30 protein-coding genes are annotated in these 25,845 nt (G+C 46.1%); 17 read left to right on the plus strand and 13 right to left on the minus strand.

What is annotated here, in order from left to right; translation table 11 throughout:
- Positions 1-165: 165 nt before the first annotated feature.
- The 3 genes from P2H89_RS22700 to P2H89_RS22710 form a co-directional block, all read right to left on the minus strand.
- Entirely contained in the window at positions 166-624 is a 459-nt protein-coding gene (locus P2H89_RS22700) for a hypothetical protein (protein ID WP_275831230.1), read from the minus strand.
- A gap of 129 nt (positions 625-753) precedes the next feature.
- Positions 754-1,398 (minus strand): hypothetical protein, encoded by a 645-nt coding sequence (locus P2H89_RS22705; protein ID WP_275831232.1) that lies wholly within the window; start codon positions 1,396-1,398, stop codon positions 754-756.
- Positions 1,370-1,678, minus strand: coding sequence for an alcohol dehydrogenase catalytic domain-containing protein (locus tag P2H89_RS22710; protein WP_275831234.1), 309 nt, complete (start codon positions 1,676-1,678; stop codon positions 1,370-1,372). The genes P2H89_RS22705 and P2H89_RS22710 overlap by 29 nt, the downstream gene beginning before the upstream one ends.
- Before the next feature lie 191 nt (positions 1,679-1,869).
- Between P2H89_RS22710 and P2H89_RS22715 the strand changes: the two genes are divergently transcribed.
- From P2H89_RS22715 to P2H89_RS22730, 4 genes are all read left to right on the plus strand, one after another.
- Positions 1,870-2,856: an SDR family oxidoreductase gene (locus P2H89_RS22715; RefSeq protein ID WP_275831236.1), complete on the plus strand. Its 987-nt coding sequence runs from the start codon at positions 1,870-1,872 to the stop codon at positions 2,854-2,856.
- Between the two features lie 175 nt (positions 2,857-3,031).
- Positions 3,032-3,226 carry a DUF3606 domain-containing protein gene (locus tag P2H89_RS22720; protein WP_275831238.1) on the plus strand — a complete coding sequence of 65 codons (195 nt, stop codon included), beginning with the start codon at positions 3,032-3,034 and terminating at the stop codon, positions 3,224-3,226.
- Positions 3,227-3,940: 714 nt separating this feature from the next.
- Entirely contained in the window at positions 3,941-4,132 is a 192-nt protein-coding gene (locus P2H89_RS22725) for a DUF3606 domain-containing protein (protein WP_275831240.1), read from the plus strand.
- A gap of 61 nt (positions 4,133-4,193) precedes the next feature.
- Entirely contained in the window at positions 4,194-4,397 is a 204-nt protein-coding gene (locus tag P2H89_RS22730; RefSeq protein WP_275831242.1) for a KTSC domain-containing protein, read from the plus strand.
- Here the strand turns inward: P2H89_RS22730 and P2H89_RS22735 are convergent.
- Positions 4,384-4,776 carry a hypothetical protein gene (locus P2H89_RS22735; RefSeq protein WP_275832099.1) on the minus strand — a complete coding sequence of 131 codons (393 nt, stop codon included), beginning with the start codon at positions 4,774-4,776 and terminating at the stop codon, positions 4,384-4,386. The genes P2H89_RS22730 and P2H89_RS22735 overlap by 14 nt on opposite strands.
- Here P2H89_RS22735 and P2H89_RS22740 point away from each other — a divergent pair.
- Complete coding sequence (locus P2H89_RS22740; protein WP_275832088.1) at positions 4,727-4,849, plus strand: DUF1328 family protein; 123 nt, start codon at positions 4,727-4,729, stop codon at positions 4,847-4,849. The two genes, P2H89_RS22735 and P2H89_RS22740, sit on opposite strands and share 50 nt — an antisense overlap.
- Positions 4,850-5,128: 279 nt before the next feature.
- Here the strand turns inward: P2H89_RS22740 and P2H89_RS22745 are convergent, their stop codons facing one another.
- The gene (locus P2H89_RS22745) at positions 5,129-5,464 is read right to left on the minus strand and encodes a hypothetical protein (protein ID WP_275831244.1); all 336 of its coding nucleotides are present in this window, start codon (positions 5,462-5,464) and stop codon (positions 5,129-5,131) included.
- A gap of 123 nt (positions 5,465-5,587) precedes the next feature.
- On the opposite strand from P2H89_RS22745, the gene P2H89_RS22750 reads away from it, so the two are divergent.
- Both P2H89_RS22750 and P2H89_RS22755 read left to right on the plus strand, forming a co-directional pair.
- Positions 5,588-5,776 carry a DUF3606 domain-containing protein gene (locus P2H89_RS22750; RefSeq protein ID WP_275831246.1) on the plus strand — a complete coding sequence of 63 codons (189 nt, stop codon included), beginning with the start codon at positions 5,588-5,590 and terminating at the stop codon, positions 5,774-5,776.
- A gap of 100 nt (positions 5,777-5,876) precedes the next feature.
- On the plus strand, positions 5,877-6,788 hold the full coding sequence (locus tag P2H89_RS22755; protein ID WP_275831248.1) for an SDR family oxidoreductase: 912 nt from the start codon (positions 5,877-5,879) through the stop codon (positions 6,786-6,788).
- A gap of 21 nt (positions 6,789-6,809) precedes the next feature.
- Here the strand turns inward: P2H89_RS22755 and P2H89_RS22760 are convergent, their stop codons facing one another.
- Entirely contained in the window at positions 6,810-7,466 is a 657-nt protein-coding gene (locus P2H89_RS22760; RefSeq protein ID WP_275831250.1) for a DUF6766 family protein, read from the minus strand.
- 69 nt (positions 7,467-7,535) lie between these two features.
- Positions 7,536-8,171, minus strand: coding sequence for a hypothetical protein (locus P2H89_RS22765; RefSeq protein WP_275831252.1), 636 nt, complete (start codon positions 8,169-8,171; stop codon positions 7,536-7,538).
- Between the two features lie 289 nt (positions 8,172-8,460).
- On the opposite strand from P2H89_RS22765, the gene P2H89_RS22770 reads away from it, so the two are divergent.
- Positions 8,461-8,742: a hypothetical protein gene (locus tag P2H89_RS22770; RefSeq protein WP_275831254.1), complete on the plus strand. Its 282-nt coding sequence runs from the start codon at positions 8,461-8,463 to the stop codon at positions 8,740-8,742.
- 56 nt (positions 8,743-8,798) lie between these two features.
- On the opposite strand, the gene P2H89_RS22775 is transcribed toward P2H89_RS22770, so the two are convergent.
- The 3 genes from P2H89_RS22775 to P2H89_RS22785 form a co-directional block, all read right to left on the minus strand.
- Positions 8,799-9,029, minus strand: a complete 231-nt coding sequence (locus tag P2H89_RS22775) for a helix-turn-helix transcriptional regulator (protein WP_345799377.1) — start codon at positions 9,027-9,029, stop codon at positions 8,799-8,801.
- 312 nt (positions 9,030-9,341) lie between these two features.
- Entirely contained in the window at positions 9,342-11,231 is a 1,890-nt protein-coding gene (locus P2H89_RS22780; protein ID WP_275831257.1) for a glycoside hydrolase family 76 protein, read from the minus strand.
- Between the two features lie 34 nt (positions 11,232-11,265).
- Positions 11,266-13,593, minus strand: a complete 2,328-nt coding sequence (locus tag P2H89_RS22785; protein WP_275831259.1) for a GH92 family glycosyl hydrolase — start codon at positions 13,591-13,593, stop codon at positions 11,266-11,268.
- A 1,533-nt stretch (positions 13,594-15,126) separates the two neighbouring features.
- Here P2H89_RS22785 and P2H89_RS22790 point away from each other — a divergent pair.
- From P2H89_RS22790 to P2H89_RS22825, 8 genes are all read left to right on the plus strand, one after another.
- The gene (locus P2H89_RS22790) at positions 15,127-16,182 is read left to right on the plus strand and encodes a hypothetical protein (RefSeq protein ID WP_275831261.1); all 1,056 of its coding nucleotides are present in this window, start codon (positions 15,127-15,129) and stop codon (positions 16,180-16,182) included.
- Positions 16,183-17,329: 1,147 nt separating this feature from the next.
- Complete coding sequence (locus tag P2H89_RS22795; protein WP_275831263.1) at positions 17,330-17,725, plus strand: hypothetical protein; 396 nt, start codon at positions 17,330-17,332, stop codon at positions 17,723-17,725.
- A 93-nt stretch (positions 17,726-17,818) separates the two neighbouring features.
- Positions 17,819-18,343 carry a methyltransferase domain-containing protein gene (locus P2H89_RS22800; protein WP_275831265.1) on the plus strand — a complete coding sequence of 175 codons (525 nt, stop codon included), beginning with the start codon at positions 17,819-17,821 and terminating at the stop codon, positions 18,341-18,343.
- Between the two features lie 40 nt (positions 18,344-18,383).
- Positions 18,384-18,689 carry a hypothetical protein gene (locus tag P2H89_RS22805; RefSeq protein ID WP_275831267.1) on the plus strand — a complete coding sequence of 102 codons (306 nt, stop codon included), beginning with the start codon at positions 18,384-18,386 and terminating at the stop codon, positions 18,687-18,689.
- Between the two features lie 8 nt (positions 18,690-18,697).
- Complete coding sequence (locus P2H89_RS22810) at positions 18,698-19,153, plus strand: DUF983 domain-containing protein (RefSeq protein ID WP_275832090.1); 456 nt, start codon at positions 18,698-18,700, stop codon at positions 19,151-19,153.
- A 35-nt stretch (positions 19,154-19,188) separates the two neighbouring features.
- Positions 19,189-19,803 carry a methyltransferase domain-containing protein gene (locus P2H89_RS22815; protein ID WP_275831269.1) on the plus strand — a complete coding sequence of 205 codons (615 nt, stop codon included), beginning with the start codon at positions 19,189-19,191 and terminating at the stop codon, positions 19,801-19,803.
- A gap of 20 nt (positions 19,804-19,823) precedes the next feature.
- Positions 19,824-20,111, plus strand: coding sequence for a hypothetical protein (locus tag P2H89_RS22820; protein ID WP_275831271.1), 288 nt, complete (start codon positions 19,824-19,826; stop codon positions 20,109-20,111).
- A 5-nt stretch (positions 20,112-20,116) separates the two neighbouring features.
- Positions 20,117-21,793: a SulP family inorganic anion transporter gene (locus tag P2H89_RS22825; protein WP_275831273.1), complete on the plus strand. Its 1,677-nt coding sequence runs from the start codon at positions 20,117-20,119 to the stop codon at positions 21,791-21,793.
- Between the two features lie 75 nt (positions 21,794-21,868).
- Here P2H89_RS22825 and P2H89_RS22830 read toward each other — a convergent pair whose 3' ends face one another.
- The 3 genes from P2H89_RS22830 to P2H89_RS22840 form a co-directional block, all read right to left on the minus strand.
- Positions 21,869-22,732: a site-2 protease family protein gene (locus tag P2H89_RS22830; RefSeq protein WP_275831275.1), complete on the minus strand. Its 864-nt coding sequence runs from the start codon at positions 22,730-22,732 to the stop codon at positions 21,869-21,871.
- A gap of 326 nt (positions 22,733-23,058) precedes the next feature.
- The gene (locus tag P2H89_RS22835) at positions 23,059-23,325 is read right to left on the minus strand and encodes a zinc ribbon domain-containing protein (protein ID WP_275831278.1); all 267 of its coding nucleotides are present in this window, start codon (positions 23,323-23,325) and stop codon (positions 23,059-23,061) included.
- Between the two features lie 632 nt (positions 23,326-23,957).
- Positions 23,958-24,824, minus strand: a complete 867-nt coding sequence (locus P2H89_RS22840; protein ID WP_275831280.1) for a bestrophin family ion channel — start codon at positions 24,822-24,824, stop codon at positions 23,958-23,960.
- Positions 24,825-25,327: 503 nt separating this feature from the next.
- Between P2H89_RS22840 and P2H89_RS22845 the strand changes: the two genes are divergently transcribed.
- Positions 25,328-25,792, plus strand: coding sequence for an Hsp20/alpha crystallin family protein (locus P2H89_RS22845; RefSeq protein WP_275831282.1), 465 nt, complete (start codon positions 25,328-25,330; stop codon positions 25,790-25,792).
- Positions 25,793-25,845: the final 53 nt, after the last annotated feature.

Below are 25,845 nucleotides of genomic sequence, written 5' to 3' on the forward strand. Positions count from 1 at the left end.
AATCCTGCATCCTTTTATTTGTGGGCGATTACTAAATACACTTATGATTCAAAGGAACGGGTTATTAAGACCGAAACATTATACAGTAATGATCAAACCCAGTCGTGGTACACGGTAACCTCCCTATGACGACAATGACAAAAAGATGAGGGGCAGTCCTTGAAACTATTGCCCAGATTTTCGAAGTTTCAAATCAGCCAGCAATTTTTCATCCTCCGCGATTCGTTTCTTTATTTGTTTGATGTCGTCTTCTACCCCCTCAAGATTGTTGGAAACTCGCCTGGCCTTTTTGGCATCCCGCCTTGCATCGTCAGACTGCTTTTCTGCTCTTTTTGCCTTTTTCTTGTCCTGAGGATCGTTGCTTAATTTGACAGCAGCCCGCTTGTTTTTATCAGCGGACTCCTGTACCTCATTAACTGCTCTTTCTTTCTTATTGGTTTGTTCTAAAAATTCGTTTTCCAATACCACCAGTTTCTGTTTACGATTATCAAGCCGCTTTGTGATTTCCGCTATACGCTGCTGTTCTTTACCCTTGTTAATGGAATCGGCAGGCAATGACTGGGCATTTGTTATTGTGGCTGTTACCATCACAATCAACAATGCTAGCATCAATGAATTTTTCATATCAGTTGCTTTCTTAATAATTCTCCAAATCATATGCCTTGGAATTTGTAACAGCAGATATATGTATACCGGGTGTTTTACAACAACTTGCGAAGGCCTATTAAATTCATAGATTAGGCTGGGGAATTATTACCCCGCAGCCCATGGATCCAATACCACCTTTACACAGTTGTCTTCTTTTTTCTTGAACATCGAATAGCCATCCGCAATTTTGGAAAGCGGTAACCGGTGCGTGATCACATCCTCCAGCACCACCTTTCCTTGCACCACATACTCCAGCAGTTCATCGATGTATTTGTGGGCCGGCGCTTGTCCGCCTTTTAAGGTGATGCCCTTGTCGAAGAACTGCCCAATAGGGAAATTGTCATAAGTTGTAGGGTATACACCCAATACCGAAACGATACCGCCTCTTCTCACAGCGCTCATGCACGCTTCCAATACTTTTACGGAGCCTTTCTCCAGGTTAAGGGCCGATTTGGCCCGGTCGATAAAACTCCTGTCTGGTTCAAACCCTACGGCGTCGATACATACATCCGTGCCTCTTCCATAAGTGACTGAACGGATTTGCTCGATCACATTTTTGCCATCACCTTCCCATAAGATGGTTTCACAATTGGCGGAGGCCGCCGCTTTCGACAGCCTGTACGCCAGGGTGTCTACGATCAGCACACGTCCGGCCCCTCGAAGCCAGGCGCTCTTAGCGGCCATGATGCCCACGGGGCCCGCACCAAAAATGGCGACCGACTCACCACCTTTCACCCCGGCCCAGTCCACCCCGGTATAACCCGTGGGGGATAGGGAATGGCACCACCACCCGGTCCCCCTTTTTTAAATTGGTAACGGAGTTGCCCGTTTCCTCCACAATTCCCATAAACTCGTGACCCAGCACCATCGGCCTGGGCTGCGGTATACCACCCGAATAGATGTGGAGGTCCGATCCGCAGATCGCAGTGGCGGTCACTTTCAGGATAATGTCCCGCGCATCTTTGATAGTGGGGTCATCAACCGAGTCATAGGTGATCTTACCGGGTCCATGTATAACGGCTGCTTTCATGATCTTACATTTATTGAGTACAAGTTTAGAGAGGCGGGCAGCGATAACTGTGCCCATGGAATCGCGGCATCTTCTACACAACACAGGCAACACGCATGGCATGCGAATTGAAGCCACAGCTGGCATACCCTCCATCGTGATCGCGCACATCGAATACATTCCAGGAAATTACCCATTCAAAAAGTCGCCAGATGAGCAGCTCCATCCAACACAAAACGATCGTGGTTACCGGCGCCTCCAGCGGGGTGGGCAAAGCCATCGCCTTACAGCTGGCCACCAAAGGTGCCACGCTGATATTGGCGGCTCGCCGGGAAGCTGCCCTGCAGGAAACAGCCGCTGCCTGTATGGCGTCAGGCAGCAAAGTATTGGTAGTGACGGTTAATATGCAGAACGTAGAGGAGATCAGGGTACTGGCCGAAAAGGCCTATCAGTTTGGCGGAGCCATCGATGTGTGGATCAACAACGCCGGGGTACTGGCCGCAGGCCCGTTAGAAGAAGTGCCGCCCGAAGTAAGCGAAGCAGTCATCAAAACCAACCTGCTCGGTTACATGCACAGTGCCCATGTCGTGATCCCCTATTTTAAAAAACAAACGCAGGGCATCCTCATCAACAATATATCTGTTGGCGGCTGGTTTCCTACGCCGTACGCCACAGCCTACACCGCCAGCAAGTTTGGCTTGCGGGGATTTTCTGAAGCGCTGAAAGGTGAACTCATCGGATGGCGCGATATACATGTTTGCGATCTTTATCCCGGCTTTCTCGATACGCCAGGCATGCAACATGCCGCTAACTATACCGGCAAGTCGCTTAAACCTGCGCCGCCGGTATACAACCCCTGGCAGGTAGCCAGGGCGGTAGTACGGGTCATAGAGAATCCGGTGGACACCACGACCATCGGGTTGGGAGCAGCCTTGCTGCGCATCGCCTGGAATTATCTTCCGGTTATCAGTCGTCTTGCCACCGTGCTGCTTATACGTTCCTATCTCAAACAGGCGCCCACCCTGGCCGCAACCAGCGGCAACGTGCTGGGTCCGGTGCACTATGGCACTAGTGTAGACGGAGGCTGGCAGCTGGCCCCGGCCACAAAAAAGAAAGCCATGATATGGGCCGCCGCCGGAATCGTTGGCGTGCTGGCCGGGTTGATCATCAACAGCAAAAAAGCAGGCGCTCATCGTTGAAAACTGGCATGCATCATACATGTACATGTACCAAACATCATTCTTGCGTAAATCCAGGCTGGTGCATATTCACTTGCTTTGGCCATCCACACACCGGCTTATTCACCCCTTTCATCCTCTACCTCGTATCGGCCCATGGAATAATTATTGCTGCCTTCGTCATAAACTGATAACTATGTCAGACAGTAATCCAAAACTCAGCAAACAGGACGACATTCGGGTAAACCCGAAAGATCCTTCTGAAGTTGAATATTTTCAACGTAAGTTTCCCGACAAGACCTACGATGAGGTTGCAGAAGCAATAAAGGCGGCCGGCCCACTTCGCGCAGATATTGAAACCTATTTGCGAAAAGGGCACACAGGATTATAGTTCAATAAAATATAAGAATTTATCTGGAGTTTCAGTGTTAGGTTAGGGCTTTGGTAGCCTTCGCAGAATCACCCGGCTCAAATCGGCTGGGTTTTATTTTTCTTTTTCCTCCCACGGCATTGGATCCCTCCTTACTGGCGTTGGCATGTCTAATTGCGTAACATCCATCGTAACGATTTATCCTTGTACATTTATTCCTTGAGCAGGATCCAGGCAGGTGCATGGTCGCTAGCTTTGGGCCACCCACGCACGGACTTATCAACGCCGGCACTATGAAGCCGCGGCAACAGGTGCGGACTTAATAAAAAATGATCGAGCCGCAATCCTGCATTTCGCTCCCAGGCATAGTCCCACTATGTATCCATTCGATGTCCATGAATTTCCACGCTTAATGAATTCCAACAACTGAAGGAGCCCTTACCAATGCGCCACCCGATGGCATAAGCTTTGAATTGACAAATGTTAAATAATCCCTTTCTCCACCAGGAAAATTAGCTATACATATGACAACCTTTACTGTAAACCGCCCTCATAAGCTCAGGCTTAAATCTATAATTGTGTTGGAAAGAACAATTCCTATGCGTCTGCGCCCATTCGTGCCACCCACCCAGCCCCAAAGATTATCCTATAAAATGCCACCGCAGCCGCAGGGCTACCTCAAAGGAAAAGATAACGACTGCCTTTAGCAAAATAACCGCACACAAACCGATCACAATGGCAAATGATAAACAGGATAAGTCTACCAGCGACAAAAGCCAGGTTCCTCCTGAAGAAAATTATGAATTATATTATCTGGAAGAAAAATTAGGTGTGACCCGCGATGAGATTTTGGCAGCGATTAAGACGGTAGGTCGCGATCGTCATCTGGTAGAAGGATATCTTCGAACACATAAAAAAGACGACTGAACATACCACGGCAAGATAATTAAAGCCCTGCTCCTGGCATAAGAATTATGCCTTGATTCACATGCCGTCTACGGTCATAGCACATATACAATACCTACCAGCAACCGAAGTTTTAAGGATTGCATTTAACTCGGGCGCCATCTATGACTACCTCGAGGTCCCCGAGTCGGTTTACAAAGACATGAAGCAATATCGCGAGAAGGGAGTCTTCCTCAACAAGTACATTAAAGGGAAATACCATTTCAAAAAAGTCACCAACGGCTAGCGTATAGCCCTATGGAAACCACACAACTCATAGGTATTGCCGCCAGCATAGGAACAGGAATCTCACTATTGCCACAATTGATCAAGATCGTCCCGAAACAGCAGGTAGCCTCCAGTCTGTGTAATCCGGAAATGATTTTTGCGGCCAAAGCTATTTTAGTCATTGGACGACCTGCGCACACATAATTGACAAATGAGCCGATCCAAGTTTCGATAGTACTGACCTGCAGGAATATCGCAGGCATCAACTTTGTAACAGCTTCTCTATTATTAACAATAAATCTCCCATCTATGCTACGGTATTCAATCATTTTCCTCGTAATCGCTGTCATTGCCGCGATTTTCGGTTTCGGCGGAATAGCCGCAGGCGCTGCAGGCATTGCCAAAGTTTTATTTTATATTTTTCTGGCAGTCTTCGTAATCTCCTTGTTCTTCGGCAGAAAAAAAGCCTAACAGCATCTTCTTTAATGAAGACTATCTGGAATGTAGATTGCGTTATAGTCAAAAAGCTAAACCCTGTCCTGTGAAACAATAATAGCTTGACTTTTTGATAGTTGCCAGGTAGGGTATGCCAGGACCGGCGTCATAACGATTGTTCTATTCTTCAGTCGTCATTAGTGGCAATGTCGTCGACCAGTTGGTCCTCGCATATCTATATTCGTAGAGTTAAGACCGAACAGTTCGGCATAAAGGAGTGTACAAGGTAAAGAGACTAACCTATTACCGTCCGTATTATTGAAGAATAATTGGCTCGGCGCCCTGTGGTATTTTTAAAGTGAGGTATCTACCTTTAGGATCATAAGAATACCGGCAAAATTGACCATCTATGGTCAATTTTAGTTGCTCAGTCATCGGATCAAACTGTACGCTCCAACAATGAGTTGATTTCTCTTCCCATTCCAGCATGTCATTACAAATACTGATCGTTAATTTCATTTCATCTTTCGAAATATGTATTTGTTCATCTCCCGGCATACAGCCGGCTACCGGAACTTTGCCTGTTTTGTACCAGGTTTTATGGGTTCCGTTCGTAAGCAGTTGGATAATATATTCCCTTGTATGAGCCATATCAGTAGATTGTTATTATGCCTCCAAACTAGCCGACCATCATGGCAAACACTGATCCGAAGTCCGGGCACAAAAATTATGGCGAGTTTATAGATATCCCATTTACTCATTAAAACGTTTGTTATGCCTGACAATAAAATGAATACCGGAAAACAAGACGATATAAGGGTTGATAGCAAAGACCCATCTGAAATAGAATACCTGCACCAGCAATATCCGTCCAAAACGCACGAAGAGATAGTTGAAGCAATCCAAAAAGCCGGCCCAATGAGGTCGGACATCATTAAATACCTCGAGCGGGGAAAAAATTAAACATTTTCAGGTCTTCAGTTCATACTTAACGCAAAACGCGGTAGTTCATCTTTGGTGAATTACCGCAGATAAGCTATGTACCGGAACAACTCTATCATCTATGAAAAAAACACCGCAAAAGCGATCAAAAGCAGCCGGAGGCAATCCCATAACAAAATACCCCAAGCCCCCCTTTAAAGAGCAATTACAACCCTGGCCGGGCCTGGCCGCCAAAATGAAACCCCGGCCCGATCATGGTGAGAAAAGTTATATCGGCTCTGGTCGCCTGGCTGGCCGCAAAGCGCTCATCACGGGAGGCGATTCGGGTTTGGGACGCGCCGCAGCAATAGCCTATGCCCGTGAGGGAGCCGATGTGGCCATCAATTACCTGCCCCAGGAAGAGGCAGATGCCAAAGAAGTGATACAACTCATCAAAGCAGCAGGCAGAAAAGCAGTGGCCATTCCCGGAGATCTGCGCACGCCGGATTTCTGCCGGCAGATGGTAGAGGAAGCAGTCAAACAACTAGGCGGCCTCGATATACTGGTCAACAATGCCGCCAGGCAACAAACCCAGGCATCTATACTCGATATCACCGATGAGGAGTTTGATGCCACCATGAAAACAAATATCTACGCTCCCTTTTGGACTATCAAAGCAGCCCTGCCACACCTGAAGGCCGGATCAGTCATCATAGCCACCTCCAGCGTGCAAGCCTACGATCCCTCGGGTGAGTTGTACGACTATGCACAAACCAAAGCAGCCACCACCAGTTATGTAAAATCCCTGGCCGAGCAGCTGGCCCCCAAAGGCATTCGGGTCAACGGCGTAGCCCCGGGCCCCATCTGGACACCTTTACAGGTAAGCGGTGGTGCCACCATGAAGAAACTGAAGAACTTCGGCGCACATACCCCCTTTAAACGTCCCGGCCAACCGGCCGAGCTGGCAGGCATCTATGTATTGCTCGCCGCGAGTGAGGGCAGCTATGCCACCGGCCAGGTCTACGGATCGTCGGGCGGTTATGGTCAACCGTAACTCCCTGAAACGAAACAAACACTACTCTCCGGTCTCATCATGTGGCGCGTCCACCGGCTTGGACTGTGGCGAACCCTTTTGCCGCAAAAAAATGGACAATACCACGATGGCAAATACAGATAAAAATTCACTTTGCCAGTTCTGAAAAGATTCAAACCAAAACCGGCTATCCGCGAGGTAGGTTCCCAATGATTCCTTTGGCATTCCTTTGCTGGCCAAAAGCTCGTTTTCGTCTTTCAGGCTACCGTATAAGTGCAGCACGAATGAAAGGAGGAAAAGAACGAGTAAGGCAATGGTCAGGGAGTGTTTGTACAAGGTTAAGATCCACCCGCCCTTCCGCACTGGCCAGGGTGCACCAGGGCGTGCCGGCGACGGCTCCCGGTCAACTTCTTCTTCCCCTTCAAATGTCTTTGATTCAGAAGATCCTTTTTGATAAAGAAAGATGGTCAGCAAAACAAACAAAGCCATCTGCAGAAATTCACTTTCCCAGTTCTCGAAGGTCGCTTGAATAAAATGGCCCGACCTGATATATTGCGCCGCCCCTACCTTGGGTTGTCCATCTTCTGCCAACTCCTTATTGTGCTCTTTGAGCCCCGTAAAAAACTGACCTATGAGCGCTAACAAAAAAAGAAACAGGAAGGTTATGGAAAGGCCATTGTTTCGTAATGCTTTTATCATATACCAGCTTGATAGCTGGGAACTGCGAAAAGCATACCAGCCATTTTGTCAAATGGCCTGCTCATAACCCTACGCCGAAAATTGCAACAATCCTTTCGTGAGGCTTTTCCATTGTAAGGCTGACAACCCAAGCCGGGCGCCCAGGTAAACGAGCCAGTTGCGCAGACGGGTAATCAAATTTCCTGAATTAAAATTAGGGCGTTCATTGCGACCATACACAGCGGCGATGAGTGTGTCATTTTCCAGGTAAACCAAAAAAGTGGAGGTAGCCTTACGCTCGAAAAAATGGGCAGCATTGTCGACCTGCTTCAGCGGGCTGAGCGCTGCCCTTACTGTCAGGAAGGTTAGGCGATGGTGTGCCGTGCTACGCTCGCCTACGTCCTCCACTTGCACCCAATCGTCGCCTTTTCCATCGGGATTAGCGGGTGCGGGAATGTCAATGCGTAAATAATCGCCCTTCTTTGCAGCCCTGTTTTGTTCCTGGCCCTTTGCATCCACCAGTTGAAAAACAGCAGTCGCTTTTCCTGCCCATCTTTGCCAATGGTTCACTTCCAGCAACCTGCGTGCAGCTATGGTAAAGTACTGCTCTGCCACTATTCGGCTGCCGACCCTGCACTGGCTGTAAGTAACCGTACTATGCCCCGTTACCTGAGCTGGAAGGATAGATTGTAACCAGGCAGTGTAGACTGGTGAAACATGCTTCATGCGTTATCGGCGTGTTTAGACATCCTGAAATTCTCTAAAAGCGCGCCAGCAAATTACGAAGCCGGTTATCCAAATATGTGTATCTATTTACGCAATAAATGTTTAACAGCCTGCGACGCAGGTCCAAGACATACAGCACACACCACACCATTATTCTCATAGACTCTGGCAGCGGTACTTGCTAGTTCAGTATTGGTAGCAAAACCCACATCGTGTCCGACCAATAACTTCTATACAGCCGACCTCTTAATTCATGCTAAATACATACAACTGCATTCAATCCACCACTATGATTGACGTAAATAGTATACCTGTACAAAACACGAAGCGGGCCGAGCAATTTAATATCTCCGTTTCTCAAAATGGCTTTCACCTGTTCAGTACTTCACTCATTACCAGGTCGTCCCTCGGCTGGCTGCTGAAGGTCCATCAGGTCTTCTACGAGAAGTTCCCGCCCAGCGAAGGGTACAAGATTAAAATAAAGGTAAAGATTGAAAATACCGGAGAAGTGGCCTATGAAGATGCGTTTACCGATGCTCATCTATCGCAGGCAGATTGTCGGAAGGATTAACGAATTAACCAGGTAAGCAATTTATGTGTACCCGAAACATGTCACCACCGGATAGTTCACTTTGGCTTATCCAGCTTAAACAACGGCGAATCAAAAAACTCTTTTAAGCTAATGCCTATATGGATGCAATAATTGCGCACCACATACATGGAGGCTCCCCCACCCGTTTCGTATCGGCTTACCGCTTGTGAGTCAACCCCCAGCTCATACGAGAATTGGGTTTGATCCATGTCTGCTTTTTCCCGCACTTCCCGTAAACGCTGAGCGATGAGGTCCCGGAAATCAATTTCCTCGCAAAAAAAATTTAAGTGAGAGTTCTAAAGTTAGTAAGCATGCGCACTTAACCATTAATGCCAAACCTGCATAAAATAAAAAGGATCGCAGCGCAGCGATCCTTTTTATTATTTATAGCTATTGTTTTACCAGCCTCATCGGGGCTTCGTTAACCCTGCCAGTCCGCACAAAATATACACCGGCCGGTATCGCACTGATATCTAACCTTACAGGGCCATCCTGCGTGCCTGCCTTTTTCCGCAGCACTTCCTGTCCCTGGGTATTATATATTGCAATCACCGACCTGGCCGGCACATAACTAAGAACTAACACATTGGAAGCCGGATTGGGGAATAGCTGAAGCCGCTTGCCCCCGCTGATTTATCGACCTGCACATTCCCGGTGACATTTGTTGCCGAGGTTAATGGCGCTGCGGTTGTGGCCACCACCTCCAGCGATGAGACCTGATCGTTCCAGCCATTGTCTACCAGGCAACCATCATCAGCTGTCAGCGTCAAACTGCTGCCGGTATAGTTGTCATCCCAATACACAATAACCCGGTAACCCGCCGCCACCCGTATAGAAGAAATATCATCATTCTTGACGCCTGCTGCAATGAGGTCATTCAGCGTGTACCGGCCCAGCCTCAAGGGCACTCCTCCTCCTGTATAATTGCAATTCTTATACACGGTAGCATATTGATTGGTCGTAGCCGTATAGGGGGTGTTGATCAGCAGGGAAACTGCCGTAGAAGCATTGAAGCCCGCGTAATAGGTACCCTGGGCAGCCCGTGTGCCCCACAGTGTCCGGATGATATTTTCAGTGTTGCGGTTATTGTACGCCACCCGCCCATTCAATTGCAGCCAGGATATGAAGTCGGGCCGGTTACAATCGACAATGTACCGGCGGGCATACCGTGGGAAGATGCCTTTGAAGCCATTCAGGTCCGGACCTTCTTCATTGTTGATGACGCCCGAATTGTACATAGTCACCTTCGTATACTGCGCAATATTGATCGCGTTGGTTAGATACGAAGCATCATTGGTGTGGTTGTACAACATCACAGAGGCGCCGAGGTAAGTGCCCTGGTTGTAGGTAGAGCTCCAGTAGTTGATGGTGCCGTTATTGTTGTTGTCATACACTTTGCCCGTGGCCGGTTCAAACAAGTTGTTCTTCGACCAGTTGTATAAGGTAACCGCTTTATTCACGTAGGTAATATCATTGAATGCCTGGTACAGGTACATACAGGCCACCATGGCCGGGCCATTGATACAGGAGTTGGTTCCAGGTGTACCCTGTTTCCATACCAGCCAGTTGCCATTGTCGCGCGTAGCACGGGCATACATTTTATCAAACTGATCTTTCGCTTTATTGAGATAGGTTTGGTTGCTGTTCCTCAAACCCATGCGAACGCAGGCCAGCACCATCCAGGTAATATCATCATTGTATTCATTCCACATCCAGTCCTGCCCTTCCTTGGCGATGAACAGGCCATACATCTCATCGAAGAGGGTCTTGTACTTGACCTGGCCTGTTACCTCGTAGGCATCCACGACGATCTCCATCATCTCGGCTACGCCCCAGAAGCCTTCATTGGGGATGATCTGGTTGCCGGTACGCGCATCGTAGTATTTTGTTTTCCAGGCGGCAAATACAGCATCAGCAATGGCGGCGGTTGGTGCAGCAGGCCGGTCTGTTACCTTTTCAAATCCCCATCGCTGGTTGCTGTTGGTATGGTTGGTCCACAAAGCTACATCCGTACCATCAGCAGCGCCGCTGGCTACCACATCCGCCGAAAAGCCGGTATTGGCAGCTGCACGGAGACTGAAGGAAGCATCCCCGTTGTTGACGATATTCCAGCGAACCTGGTTGTTGTTGCTGTTATCCCCCTGGTCAACATTGACCGAATTGGCCGGCGTGGCATTGGCCAGGTGCAGGTATTTTTCCGTGCCTATGTTTTGAAGGGTATAGTTGTTGCCGCTCACGTGCACCACCCGCCATCTTTCGGCATCGCTGTCGGTATCGGTCCAGATATCGACGTTGGCGCCATTGGCCAGCGAGGAGTTGCTGACATTTAGCAATTTGTTGTTGGCTTTCGAGCGGATCTTGTAAATAGCGCCGGATTCGATACCGGCTGTTTGGGCCCGTACTGCTGCCGCATCTATCATCAGCAGCAATACCGTGCCAACACATAGGAAAAGGTTTGTCAATTTCATGTGGCAATTATTGTTTGGTTATAAAATACAGCAATCATTTATCCGGTGCAGCCGTCGTATCCGAAGAGAGCGAATACGGATAAGCAGCACTGGTGGTGCCCCGGGTTTTATTGGGCGTATTGCCCAGTGAAAACTCGAAACGACCGCCTGCCCGGATGGCATCATAACCGATCCAATTGTTCTTATATTCCTTTCCGTTGAGCTTTATGCCTTGTATATACTTGTTGTCATCGTTGTTGGCAGCAGCCGTGATCGTAAACTGCTTTCCCTTACCCAGGTGCAGGATCACCTTCCTGAACAAGGGTGACCCCAATACGTACTGGTCCGACGCAGGACATACCGGGTAGAAACCAAGGGCCGAGAATACATACCAGGCAGAGGTCTGCCCGTTGTCCTCATCCCCGCAATAACCGTCGGGCGTAGGCTTGTACAACCTGTTCATGGCTTCCCGCACCCAGTACTGCGCTTTCCAGGGTTGGCCGGCGTAGTTGTACAGGTAGATCATGTGTTGAATGGGTTGGTTGCCGTGGGCATACTGGCCCATCTGCACGATCTGCATCTCTCGCATTTCGTGCACGAGGTCTCCCGCTTTCTCCTTGCTCCCAAATGAGGGCGGCTGGGAAAATACAGAGTCGAGCAGGTTGGTAAACACCCTTTCATTGCCCATGAGGTCGATCAGGCCTTTAACATCATGGAATACCGACCAGGTATAATGCCAACTGTTGCCTTCTGTAAATGCATCCCACCAACTGACCGGTTTGAAGTTTACCGGGAACGAACCGTCTTCGTTCCTGCCGCTCATCATGTTGAATGACTTATTGAAGGTTTTGCGATAGTTGAGGCTTCGCTGGCGGTACAAGGCAAGCTCGGCTGGCGGGCGCTTGAGCTTTTTGCCCATCTGATAAATACACCAGTCGTCATAGGCATATTCCAGTGTCCTGGAAGCATTGTCGCGTATTTTGACATTGTAAGGCACATACCCTAGCCTGTTGTAATAATCGTATCCCAAACGACCGGAAGAAGGAACGGTGGGATGCACCGCATTGGCCCCGTGCAACAACCCTTCATACATTTTCACGGCATCGGCTTTGGTGATGCCTTTGAGGAAGGCATCCGCGACCACGGAAGCCGTTGCATTGCCCACCATACTTTCGCGATGACCAGGGCTGGCCCATTCGGGATAGAAACCGCTTTCGAGGTATGCATTGAGCAAACCTTCCTGTATCTTCTCCGTCATGTCGGGATACACCAGGTTCACATAGGGCATCAACGCGCGGAAGGTATCCCAGAAACCCATATCGGTAAATAAATAGCCGGGAAGCACTTTGCCATTGAAGGGACTGTAGTGAACGGTCTGGCCACGTTCATCGATCTCATAAAACTTGCGGGGAAACAACAAGGTGCGGTATTGGCAGGAATAAAACGTGCGCAGGTTATCGAGGTTGCTGTCCTGCACTTCGATCCTTCCCAGCGCATCGTTCCAGCTCTTTTTACCCTGTGCCTTATTGGCTTCGAAGGTTGGCTGCAGCTCTTTCAGGTTGAGCAGGGCCTGGTCGGCACTGATGAAAGAGGAGGCTACGCGGGCATGCACTTGCTCCCCCTGGCTGGTAGCAAAACCGATGATGGCACCGGAATGCCCCGAGGTACTTTCGAGGCTTCCCTCCTTTATTTCCCGGTCGGCCACCGCCGCTGTATAAGTAAAAGGTTTGTCAAACTCGATCACAAAATAATTGCGGAAGTTATCCGGTACGCCGCCGCTGTTCCTGGTCGTATACCCCACAATCCTGCGCTCGCCGGGGAGGATCTTTACAAAAGACCCCTTATCAAAAGCATCAACGACGATATAGGCCTGCTGCTCAGCTGCAAAGGTAAACCGGAACATGGCCGCCCTTTCGGTAGGCGCAATTTCCGTGGTCAGGTTATAGTCGGCCAGGTACACCTTATAATAATAGGGCTTGGCCACTTCAGCTTTGTGGCTGAACCAGCTCGCTCTTTTATCCTGATCAAACTCGGGTTTACCCGTCACCGGCATAATGGAAAACTGACCATAATCGTTGATCCATGGACTGGGCTGGTGAGTTTGTTTGAAACCCCGGATCTTATCGGCTGCATAGGTATAGGCCCATCCATCGCCCATCTTTCCGGTCTGCGGCATCCAGCAGTTCATGCCCCAGGGCATAGCAATGGCAGGATAGGTGTTCCCATTCGACAAAAGATATTTGGAGTCCGTTCCCATCAAGGGATTTACATACTCTACCGGGTCGACTGCTGTTGCTGGGGGCTGGGCGATACTGAAAAAGGGAACGGCTCCCATCATCCACATCAATAAATACTTAGATACTAGGCTACAATTTCTTTTCATCTGGTGATTTACGAATTTATCCAACGTTGTTGCTGCCATTGCAGCACATAGCGTGAATAAGACGTTCAAGACGGCCGCTACCGTTACTAATGTGGAAAATAAACAAGGATGTCAATTTCTTGCTAAATTGTTATAGTTAGCGCCTTTGCAGAATATTGGGTATAAACAGGTTGCCAACATTTAACCGCAGATTGGTGGTCATCCAATCTTCTTTGATTAGCTTTTTTTAAGCGGATCTTTACTGGCTTGGATTGCAATGATGCATCCAGTAATCCCCCACCCTGCAGCCAGATAAAGACGATCGGCAAGGCCCCACCAGTGAATAAACCTGTTGGCAGGATGAGAAAATGCCAGCGTATAGAATTGTTGTGCAAACTACGACTGGGCAGTTTCCGTCCAGACGCCGGTACACCAGTCGGGTTTTCTGTGGAACGGTAGTTGTGAAATTAAACGATGCTAGATTACTAGCAGAAACTGAACTAACTTATGAGTTGGCTTTTAACTATTCAGTGATGTTACGTAGGGCCTGGTTGTACTACAACCGGGTTTCTTATGCATATTCTCCTGATCGCATTTAGATATGGGAACTAAATGGTTGAATACACAATTTCGTTTATTAGGGTAGAGCTCAGTTGACTTCGATTGAAGAAATGGAAAGAGAGTTAAAAAATAGGATAGTATGACACAATCTTTCATAACTCTAACGTTTTTGAATAACCTGCTAAATCTCCATTCACCACGCTGTCGCGTGCTGAGTCTTTTTTGTTTCTCCGCATTTGAAAGCAAACTTTCAACGCTGCAAAACAAAAAAGCCTCCCGGCGAACGCCGGGAGGCTTTGTGACCCCGTCTGGATTCAAACCCGTACAACCATAAGTTTGAAATCCAATTCGTTATAAGTCATTTATGAAGAACGGTCACCAAATTGGTCACCAGTAGAATGGCATTGACCTTACTCCGTTTAACTTCTTGAACCGTCTAAAGCAGCAGCAAATAAACCTATGAAAGAGCGTTTTTCGAGTCCAAATTTAACCTAATCGATTCAAATTAAACACAACTCCCAGCTTAATAAATTAGCATAAACGAATGATAAAATACTAACCAAAATTCAAAAATTAGTCCAAATATGTCGACCATACAAAACCCGAACTATCCCAGCCAGTATTAGACTCGGATGCTCTCCAGGGCTGTTGGCTTCTCGCATTCTATGAAAACCTAAAAAAGCCTGGAGCAAAGTGCTCCGAGCTTGAGCAAATTGCCTCAAACAGAATCTAACCACGAGCGGAATTCGGTCTAGCAATCAGCTTTAACGCAAAACTACCAACCACAATAATTAATACAATGTATGGAGCAGCTATCCGCTGATTATAAGATTTCATGAATTTCTTGTCTTTAAGGCAATTACTGGCCGTTGTGCGACTTTGGGTGATGGCGCGACATGATTAAGATCGCAAATTGAGCCGGATTTTTAAAAAATTAGTGCTCAGTGAGTGATTTTGTATTAAATTATCGACTACTAAACAAGGTTACATTCCATGCATAACAATTCCTTTGTCAAGAGACTTATCACTTGCATCCTTGCAGGATTGGTAATTGGCGCATCTGCTTTCCGCATAAGTATTACTTACTTTAGAACGTGGGGGACTATCGGCGGCTTTTCCATCATTCCCTTCGCCACGGTAATAACCGCTGTTGTTTACGCTTTAATATGGCAGGCCCGTAAAACAAATAATCCATCTACGCTTGCTTTCTGGCAAGGTCTTATTCGTTATGGGGTTGCATTTGACCTGGCAGAATTCGGATGGGCAAAAATCTGTCATCTGCAGTTGGAAATGCCAATGAGTAAGCTTGATCTTCCATATAACGTTTTTTCGCCCTCGGATTTGTTCTGGAATTTTTTTAGCTTCTCTTACCTGTTTGGATGTATCATAGCTGCACTGCAAATTGTAGGTGCCATGCTGCTGTTATTTCACAGAACAAGACTCGTAGGGGCATTTATATTGTTGCCATTGCTAGCCAACATCTTACTGATGGATATTTTTTACCAAATCGGCTACAGTGTCGTTGTCCATGCCTCCATCATGATGGCAGGAATCTTATATTTCCTGGTTATAGAATTCAAACGCCTGAGGGAGTTTTTCTTTGCGGCGACTAATCGATTACCCGAGCTGCATTTTTCCAAATATGTGAAATTAATTATACGTCTTTCTATTATTTATATTCCGCTGCTATTAATAGCCATATATGGGAAAGTAGATAAGTATCCGGGGCTCACCGGAAAGTACGAAGTAAAACAGTTAAGCGTAAATCATCAATTGCTACATCAGAATACCTGTGCGGACAGCATACTTACAGTGGTATATTTTGATATTAAAAATGGTTGTGTATTTCAATTCAATACACCGGCTAAAAGATGGAACGGTACTTTTTCAAAGGACAGCAATCGCCTCAAAATAAACTGGTTTTCGCCGGTAGATAAGCCTGTTTTCAATGGGACGATGTCTATTCCGAATGACTCAGGAAAATTAATGCTGACAGGAATGCTTGGGAAAGATTCGATGGAGATAATACTACAGAAGCTAAATAATTGAGTGCTGCTGCGAGTTATTCCTTTGCATTTTGCCCCCATCAGTTCGAACCTGGTTCCTGGATCGCTGCCATAGCTGCCGGGCTCACCCACCCCTCTTCAATCAGCGGGTAAATAAATCAAGGTTAACCGTGGCACCCGAACAGCAACAAACTGGTTGAAAAAAAAGATGTTATTAGCTTCATGTAAATGTGTCAATAGAAAGTATAGAATACTAAGAGAGGGTATTGTTTTGCTTCTCATAAGTTTACTTTCTTTCACCGGCTATCCTCAGTCATCTTGCGGCCCTAGAATATCAATTCAATGTAATCCCAATTTCCTAAAATGGTCACGCAATATGCGGTCCTGTATATTCGAACCGGTATGGCCTATTAGTTTCAAATAGGTCATCTCTTTTCTCCCTGAATCAGGATTTCTATGCTTGAAGAAAATGTACCTTACCCTCCGGAGTCCGTTATAGGAATATACCTCCGACGACAAGAACTGGATACAATTTCTAAAGACCTCCATATCCAATTGCTTGTGATAACTTCGAATGATCGATGATAGCTTGCTAATGGCAGCTTTCTCATTATTACAGAGAAAAATATTACAATCCAGTGCAATTTCGTACAGTTCGCAGGCTACTAGATTAATATGGTACCTAGGCGGCCTTTTCAAGCTAGCTCTAAATTTAAGTAACCTGTTTACTTCTGAATGATTTAACAAATTAAGCCTTAAGGCAATTGAAGTATTGACAAAAGCAGAAATAAACTTTTGTTCCGTACAAACATGATTTTCATCATAATAGAATTCAAAATACCATTCATCTCTAGATCCATATGCCAAATAAGGGAGGGAGGGAAAATTCCGCGGTATTTCCATATACTTCATGAAAGAACCCATACATTCATTGTAGGCGATGTTGTCCGGACTGCTGGTGCATCCGACTAAACTGTCACTGCTCAACCTATCCACCTTTACAAGCATATTTGTCTTTTGGGAGCTAACGAATTTAACACTAGTGATCCCCGTTAAATGAGATGGATTCAAGAAAATTCCATTCAGCAAGAAAATTACGATGTCCTCGCAATCCAAAAATTGACAATTATCACTTTTTCAAGTGACAAAATTGTGCTGTAAGCCGTTTGTATTGCGAATACCTTTACCGAATGGCTTTAGGAAATACGCAAAAAAGGGTTTTGTACTATACGAAAGACCATGAATGGATTGATTTTCAGGGATCTGTCGCATATGTAGGTGTATCTACATTTAAATTAAAAGGCATTCTGCAAGTGGAACAACTCTCTTTCGCTGACGCCGAAGGTTTAAAAAAGAAAGGAGACACCATAGCTAAGATCACCTATGATGATTACGAAATGGCTATCCAAATGCCGGTAGATGGCAAGGTGATTAGCCTTAATGATGCGCTACTTAACGGCAGCCAGAATCTGTTATTACAGCAACCTGAAACTACCGGTTGGATTGCATTGATCGTGCCCGATAAACCCTATGAACGGGAAGAGTTAATAGTCCAGGAACAATATCAACAATACACCAAAGGATAATACCGAATGCAAAGCCCCCTCACCGATCCGCCATTGCGCAAAGCAACCTGGTTTAAATCAGACGAGCAATTTCAGCTTCTATACCCATTGGCCATGCAAAAACTTGCACGTCGACACTGGACTTCCCTCGCCATTACAAAAATGGTTAGTAAGTTCGTCACACCTTCATCGGGTGTGAAGGTGCTTGATATTGGCAGCGGCGTGGGGAAATTCTGTCTTGCCAGCGCGTATCATGAACCTTCCTCCCATTTCTTCGGCATTGAACAGCGTGAAGACCTGGTAGCACATGCCAACACCGCAAAGGATATTTTGGGATTACAAAACGCGCATTTCATACACGGCAACTTTACCCAGCTTGATTTCAGTCAGTATGATCACTTCTACTTTTACAATGCCTTCTATGAGCACCTTACGGATACGGATAAAATAGATAACAATATTACTTTTTCGACGGCCCTATATAACTATTATAACCGCTATCTCTATAAAAAATTAGATGCCATGCCGGCCGGTACACGGCTGGCCACTTTTCACACACTGGAAGACAGGGTGCCGCCCGGTTATTACCTGGCCGAATCGCATGTGGGTACCTTGTTGAAGTTTTGGATAAAAACTTAACCGTGCCAATTGGCTGATACTAACCATATAATACATTAAGATGACAACCGCCAACATAGATATAGATTATGAAAACAGCCAGATTACAGAAGCGCTTAAAAAGGTGAGCGGGTACCTGGACTGTGAAAAGGTAATTATCAAGCACATCCACAGGCTTATGGAAAATGGCCAAAATGATATTCGAATTGAGCAATATCTCAAAACAGTAATCATGCACCTGGAGAATAATATTGAAGCAACATTGGATGCCAATGAACAGATGAATCACCGGTTTGTCATTGGCTTTATTCATACACTGTTAAGGACACCAGCTTGGAAAAGCTGGATGCAATCCATTCAGCAATAATTGACAAGATGGAATCCCAAGAAAGCAACAGACAGGTATTACCAGAGCAGAAAGCGGGCTATATATGGAGCTTGATAAATCATAAGTGCGCTCGATGCAGACAAGGAAATATGTTCCAAAGCAGTAATGCTTACAACCTGTCACAATGCATGAAAATGAATAACAATTGTCCGGTTTGCCATCAACGCATGGAGATAGAAGTGGGGTTTTACTATGGGACCAGCTATGTCAGTTATGCGTTGACAGTGGCACTATCAGTTGCCTCCTTTGTCGCCTGGTGGGTGCTAATTGGCTTTTCAACGAATGACAACCGCTTTTTCTGGTGGTTGGGAATAAATATAGTTATGCTCATTCTGCTTCAACCTTACCTGATGCGGTTGTCCCGTGCTATATGGTTGTCCTTTTTTGTACGTTATAACCCAAACTGGAAAATAGAAAAAACAGATAGCAGGGAACGCAGTTAATAAGAATCAGGTTCCTGCCAAAAAAAATACCTTGTATGCTTCTCACTCCTGACGCCGGCTTTTTAAGTAATTATTTTGCAGAAGAGTCAAACTTCCGAACTCTTTTCCCCCTCCATTTGCAAAAAATGGATGCATTGCATTGGTCTCCCTTACCAGTAATCGGCAAAGCTGTTCAGTTCCTTGTACAGGATGAAGTTGTCAGTGTGCTCGATATAGGGAGTGGTATTGGCAAGTTTTGTCTGGCTGGGGCTTTTTACCGGCCTGCTGCTCATTATTATGGAGTTGAGCAGCGTGAACAACTCGTGACGCAGGCAGCCATTGTAAGGGGCAGGCTTGGGTTGAATAACGTGCATTTCATCCATGGCAACTTTACACAACTTGACCTGAAGCAATATGACCATTTCTATTTCTATAATTCTTTTTTTGAAAACCTTTCCACAAGCGACAGAATAGACGATAGCATTGCGTATTCCAGGGAGTTGTATAACTATTACAGTCATTACCTCTACAATCAGCTGGAAGAAAAGCCGGCTGGCACCCGCATCGTGACTTACTGTAGCTGGGGCGATGAAATACCCAACGGGTATAAATTGATCGAATCACACTTCGACAGCCTATTAAAGTGTTGGATAAAAGAACGCCAGTTATAGCACCCGAAAAACCACACGTCATGAACGCTACTATGGAAGATTATTGCTACAAGCTAATTAACAAGGTCTTGTTTGCAAATTCGCAAGATGAGGTAAAACGGTATATTGATGCAGCCATCAAAAGTATGCAAACGCATAATATTAACGGCCATATCATTGCGAGATTTGTAGACAAGGCACTCATGCATTTAAATCAGTTCAGCCCGATGGATTTTAATGCAGTGCAATGGATCAATATTAAAATGGCTATTCTACAATTTAATCAGCTTAAGCGCTCGTTAAATAGCGGGAACAAGCCTGCAAATTAACGGTCATGTTCAGACCCAAACTGGTTGATACACTAAAAGACTACAGTACTGCCCAGTTCGGCAAAGACCTGTTGGCCGGTATCATTGTGGGTATTGTCGCCTTGCCATTGGCCATTGCTTTTTCCATCGCTTCCGGGGTTTCGCCGGAAAAAGGATTGTACACGGCTGTTATAGCCGGCTTCATCATTTCTGCCCTGGGAGGAAGCCGCGTACAGATCGGTGGCCCCACCGGCGCTTTTATCGTAATTGTCTATGGCATTGTGCAACAAAATGGGATCAATGGGCTGATCATCGCAACTTTCATGGCGGGCATTATACTGGTAATGATGGGCGCAGTCGGGCTGGGGAAGGCAATACAATATATTCCATATCCTTTAATCGTTGGATTTACCAGCGGTATTGCCCTGCTCATATTTTCCTCGCAAATAAAAGACTTCTTCGGCTTGCAAATGGGGCCAGTACCGGCCGACTTTATAGAAAAGTGGAAAGGCTATGCAAGCCACCTTGCAACAGTAAACTGGTATGCCTTCCTAATAGCGGGAGGCAACGTATTTATTATAGTATTTTGGCCCCGGATTACACATAAAGTACCTGGTTCACTGATCGCCCTATTAATTTCTACCGCTGTTGTATCCCTACTACACTTACCTGTAGAAACCATTGGAGCCCGTTTTGGCGACATTCCGTCCTCACTACCGGCTCCTGCCATACCGGCGCTTGATTTTACTACTATCAAAAACATGGTACAACCGGCTTTTACTATTGCCCTCCTGGGTGGCATTGAATCGCTTCTGTCGGCTGTAGTAGCCGATGGAATGACGGGAGGACGGCACCGCTCCAATATGGAATTGGTGGCACAGGGCATAGCCAATATCGGCTCATCTGTTTTTGGCGGTATCCCTGCAACAGGCGCCATCGCGCGTACCGCTACCAATATTAAAAATGGCGCCCGGACGCCGGTGGCCGGTATTGTACATGCCACCACACTGCTATTGATCATGTTGTTTGCGGGTAAATGGGCAGCCCTGATCCCCATGCCTGCACTAGCCGGCATCCTGGTTGTAGTGGCGTACAACATGAGTGAATGGCATAGTTTCCGGGCAGTATTGAAAGGGCCGCACAGTGATATATCTGTGTTGCTTACAACTTTTTTATTAACGGTACTCATTGATCTTACCGTAGCTATCGAAATCGGCATAGTGCTGGCCGCCTTCCTGTTCATGAGGAAAATGATACAAACCTCTGGTGTTAATATCCTCACCAGCCGGCAGAATGAACGGGGATCAGACAATGGAACTTTTAGCAGGCACGACATTCCTAAAGGAGTGGAAGTTTTTGAGATCACCGGCCCTTTATTCTTCGGCGCTACCTATAAATTCAAGGATGCTATGCGGGTTATTGAAAAGCCACCCAAAGTGTTGATCATCCGTATGGGACAGGTACCTATCATTGACGCAACCGGTATTAAGGCCATACAGGAAGTATACACCGCTTCGAAACTGCAGCATACAAAGCTCATATTGTCAGAGGTAGATAGCATTCAGGTGCTGAAGGCGTTGAGAGATGCCCGCCTATTGTTTGCCATCGGCAAAGGTAACGTAACCACCTCCTTTGAAGCGGCCTTGGCAAGGAGTAAAACTATATTGCACCAACAATGTACTAGCGAGGCATTAAATTCCTGAATAATATCGGGTAACCATGGCCATTCGCTGTTTATTTGAGAAAGTTATTACACAGGCTCAATTAGGTGGTATATATCATTTGTAATTAGCGATCCTAATTAACGTCAATACGTCTTTTACTACAATTTTTCGTCCCTTTGTCTCCACAATCCCTCGCCCCTTAAAATCACCTAGGATTCGGACAATATTTTCACGCGTCGTGCCTACCAAATTTGCCAGATCTTCCCGCGTCATATTTATTTCCACCTGCATGCCTTCACTAAAGTTCTCCTTGTATTTTTCACGCAATACGATCAGTTGAAGGGCAAATCTTTCTCGAACGGATCGCTGAGTAATCAGTAGCATCCGGCCGCCATCGAGCGGAAAAGCAGGTATAAGATTGAATAGCGCCAGCAACAGGTTGACGGTACCCAGATCGGCCAGGGAGGTTGACCCCACGGTGGCGCCGTAACGGAATGGAGAACCAAAAAATGTAGCACCTGCCGGCATCAACCCGTAAATAACCACAGCAATCAGCAGATTAATAAGCGGGCCGGCTACACCAATCGCCAATTCCTGTGCGGGGTTCCCTGGAAATTTTTCTATACTGGCAATGCCCCCAATGGGAAGTATTACAATATCCTTCGCATTGATCCCAAAGCGAGCCGCCACCAGCGCATGCGCCAGTTCATGCAAAATGATGCTCGTTAGCACAGCCAGTATGAACAACAAAGACCAACTCAATTGCAAAATGTCGTTACCCATCCGGGCGTTCACCAGGGCAATCCAGCCAATGGGAATGAACAGTGTCCAGTGCAGGTGCAGGGTAATGCCCCGGAATGTGTCAAATTTGATACTTCCACGCATAATAATTGATTTAAGTGGATGATCAAGAAACACCGCAAAATAGAATATACCTTCACCTGTTCCTACGACCGCCATCAGCCAGGACGTTGACATTGGTCAACCTATACAATCCACAGCAGGTATGTTGACATCAATCATGGCTATCACTGATGCAGATTCTTCATAACTGCACTGTATCGAACTACCTTCATTCAACCTTTGGTGACCGCCAGGCCATGAAAATCCGGACATTACAGAAATCGATAACAAACTCGAAATGCCAGGAGACGAATTGGCATTCTGAAACGTCAATACTGGTGAGGCCTGCATCACCAGTAGTCATATGCAGTGAATCGGCAGGAACCAAAACCGGAAGGCAATGGCAAACCATTGGCCTTCCGGCTCATTTATTGAGGTACGCGATTGATCCCCCTCTTGATCTATTGGATGGCCCGTTGCCAGCGTTTCAGATCGGGTAGCCGCTCCACCGCAGCTTCAATGATATCTTCCGGAACCTTTTGTTCATTCATTTTTTTTACTACGAGTTCCTTCATTTCATCCAGCGTCATCGAAGGCTGAATGAACATCCCATGCGCATAACAATATTTACAATACTCTTCGCTGGGCGCCCCATCGAACTCAGTACCTCGAAGCGCTACATCATCGATGGGCATACTGCAACTTTGACAAAACTTCATCGATTCCATAACTGTTGATTAAATGAGCTAATGAGAATAAGACCGGATACATCAGGTCGTGCGCTTCACGCCGACCCCACGAATACTCCTGTATCCGATTCATTTGAAGATACGCCTGTCAAATACCTGCAATCAATGACGATGGTCAGACTCTTGGTTGATCTTTGGATGTTAACATCCGGCGACCTGCTATCTTGTCTCCTTGTGAATGGAGAGGTTGATATCCAATAATACGGGATCAAAGTAAACGTCATGGATCCTTACAAGCCAGTCCAGGCTAAGAATTAACACCCAAGCCGATCTAGAAATACCACCATCCCTCTTTGTTTTTTGCTACATGCATGGCAATCAACGGAACGTGGTTGTGCAATACGAAGTAACGTGAATGGCTTCGTTGAACTAGTACTTCAATAAAACGGTGCCGCTTTGGTAATATGACCAGGAGGTCTGTGTCATTATGTTGTGCAAAATCAAGAATGCCCTGATCTACGTCTTCCTGGTGAATAAAAGAAAATGGGGATTGGCTTCATGTTATCACGGAGTACACCGGCGCCGAATACCGCCTCCCGGCTGAAAGCGCCCTTGTCACCCATTAAATAGTCCCTGAACTCTTAGAATGCGTATACAAAAAGACAGGTTATTTAAATTAGAAAATATTTGTCCGGTTGATGTGGTTCCGGAACATCAGAATCTCCAATTAGATGCTTTATACCGATCTCTATATTTGTTGCTATGGCTGTCATGGGTGTATCTGTTGGTTTATTGCTGAACGGATCTTGCAAATGCGTGGCCGTACGTTCCAGCAAAAAGAAAAAGCTTGCTATAAGTAATAATAGGGGGATTTCAAAGTAACCCGCTGTTTTCCGTAGGGCGATGGATAATGTGATAATGAATACATAAATGATCAGGTGCAGGAATAGCCGGTAAGTAACGGGAAAAATGGTGCCTTTAATTCGTTCGGCCATGCCCATTGCGTTGACCAGGTTAACCATTGTATTATTGAGTTGAACATGATTATAGCTATCTATATGGCCGTTATTCCTTAACATGGCAATATCCTGATTGTTCAGTTGCAGTATAGCCAATGCCTTGTTGGTATGTTGATCCAACACCTTATGATCTTCTACGGTAAAATAAGGTTCCAGGTTTGACAAGGGATTCAGGCCACGCAGATACCTTCCTAACGCATAACACCAGGCAATCTGTCGATATGCAATTCTGTTAATGGTTACACTATTATTGTTCACGAACGCCTGTAACTGCAAGATGAGATTGCGGGAATCATTCACGATGGCTCCCCATATTTTTCGCGCCTCCCACCACCGGTCATAGGACTGTGATAACTTAAAGGACAGGATCACGGAAATTGCCGTACCGAGAAACGTAGGAATAGCAAGAGGAATTTCCGGTATAAGATGTTCGAACCTGGAGGTAAGGAAGTATACCACCAGTGTTGTAATGGATACATAGATCAACTCTTGCTTTACTTTGTTGAAAATGTACTTCAAAGGTGGTCGTTTATCCAGCAGCATAATATATCCGGTTTTTTAAATTAAACACCTTGTTTTTCCGCTTCACAACTGCCATGCCACTGGTTTCAGAAATACATTTTGTCATTTTCACTGGCAATTTTTCCAGGACAAACTTAAATTTTGACATACCGTTATCCCCTTTATGCAGAAATATTCTAAACTGTCTCCTGATTATATTCTAAGAGAAATGGCATCACAAAACGGACTTGCATTTTATTGAGGTGGCTGCTTGGTACTGGCACCACAGATGCAGCAATGTTCAAATGAGTTCTTTATTTTTGCAACATTTTTGCATCATTGATTACTCCCACTTACCTCCGTACGTTTATAACCTTGCTCCGTTTAGGATTACCTTTAAAAACTGAAAATATTTCAGTCTGACTTGTCGGAAAGGCAGGAGAAATGTCAAAAAAACCATTTGACACTAATTGGCATTTTGGTTGATCTGGCATTTTAGAACCCAAAAAAAGGAGGAAATTATGTCTAACATCATGAAAAAAGCAAATGGCCAGACGGCTACTGTTGGAAGTGTGGTGGATCAAATCTTCCAAAACAACTTGTCCCGATTCTTTGATGACGATTTTTGGGGTACTGGCCGAACAGCCACCAGGCAGGAGATTCCTCTCAATCTCCGGGAGACTGACACAACTTACGAAATGGAACTGGTTGCTCCGGGGCTGAACAAACAGGACTTTCAACTGCAGGTTACAGGGGATACCTTGACCGTATCCTTTGAACACAAAGAAGAGCAGCAGCAGAAAGACAACAACAATGGATGGCTCAAAAGAGAGTATCGTCAGCAGTCGTTCACCCGCAGTTTTAACCTCGATGACAGCGTGGATGCTGAAAATCTAAAGGCCCGCTATGAAAGCGGTATTCTACACATTACCCTTCCCAAAAAGGAGAATGCAAAAAAAACATCCCGTACTATTTCAGTTAGCTAATGTGATCAATCTTGGGATGTGTAATTAAAGGCGGGAATTGATCCCGCCTTCTT

This window comes from Paraflavitalea sp. CAU 1676 (genome assembly GCF_029223285.1).
Lineage (GTDB): Bacteria > Bacteroidota > Bacteroidia > Chitinophagales > Chitinophagaceae > Paraflavitalea.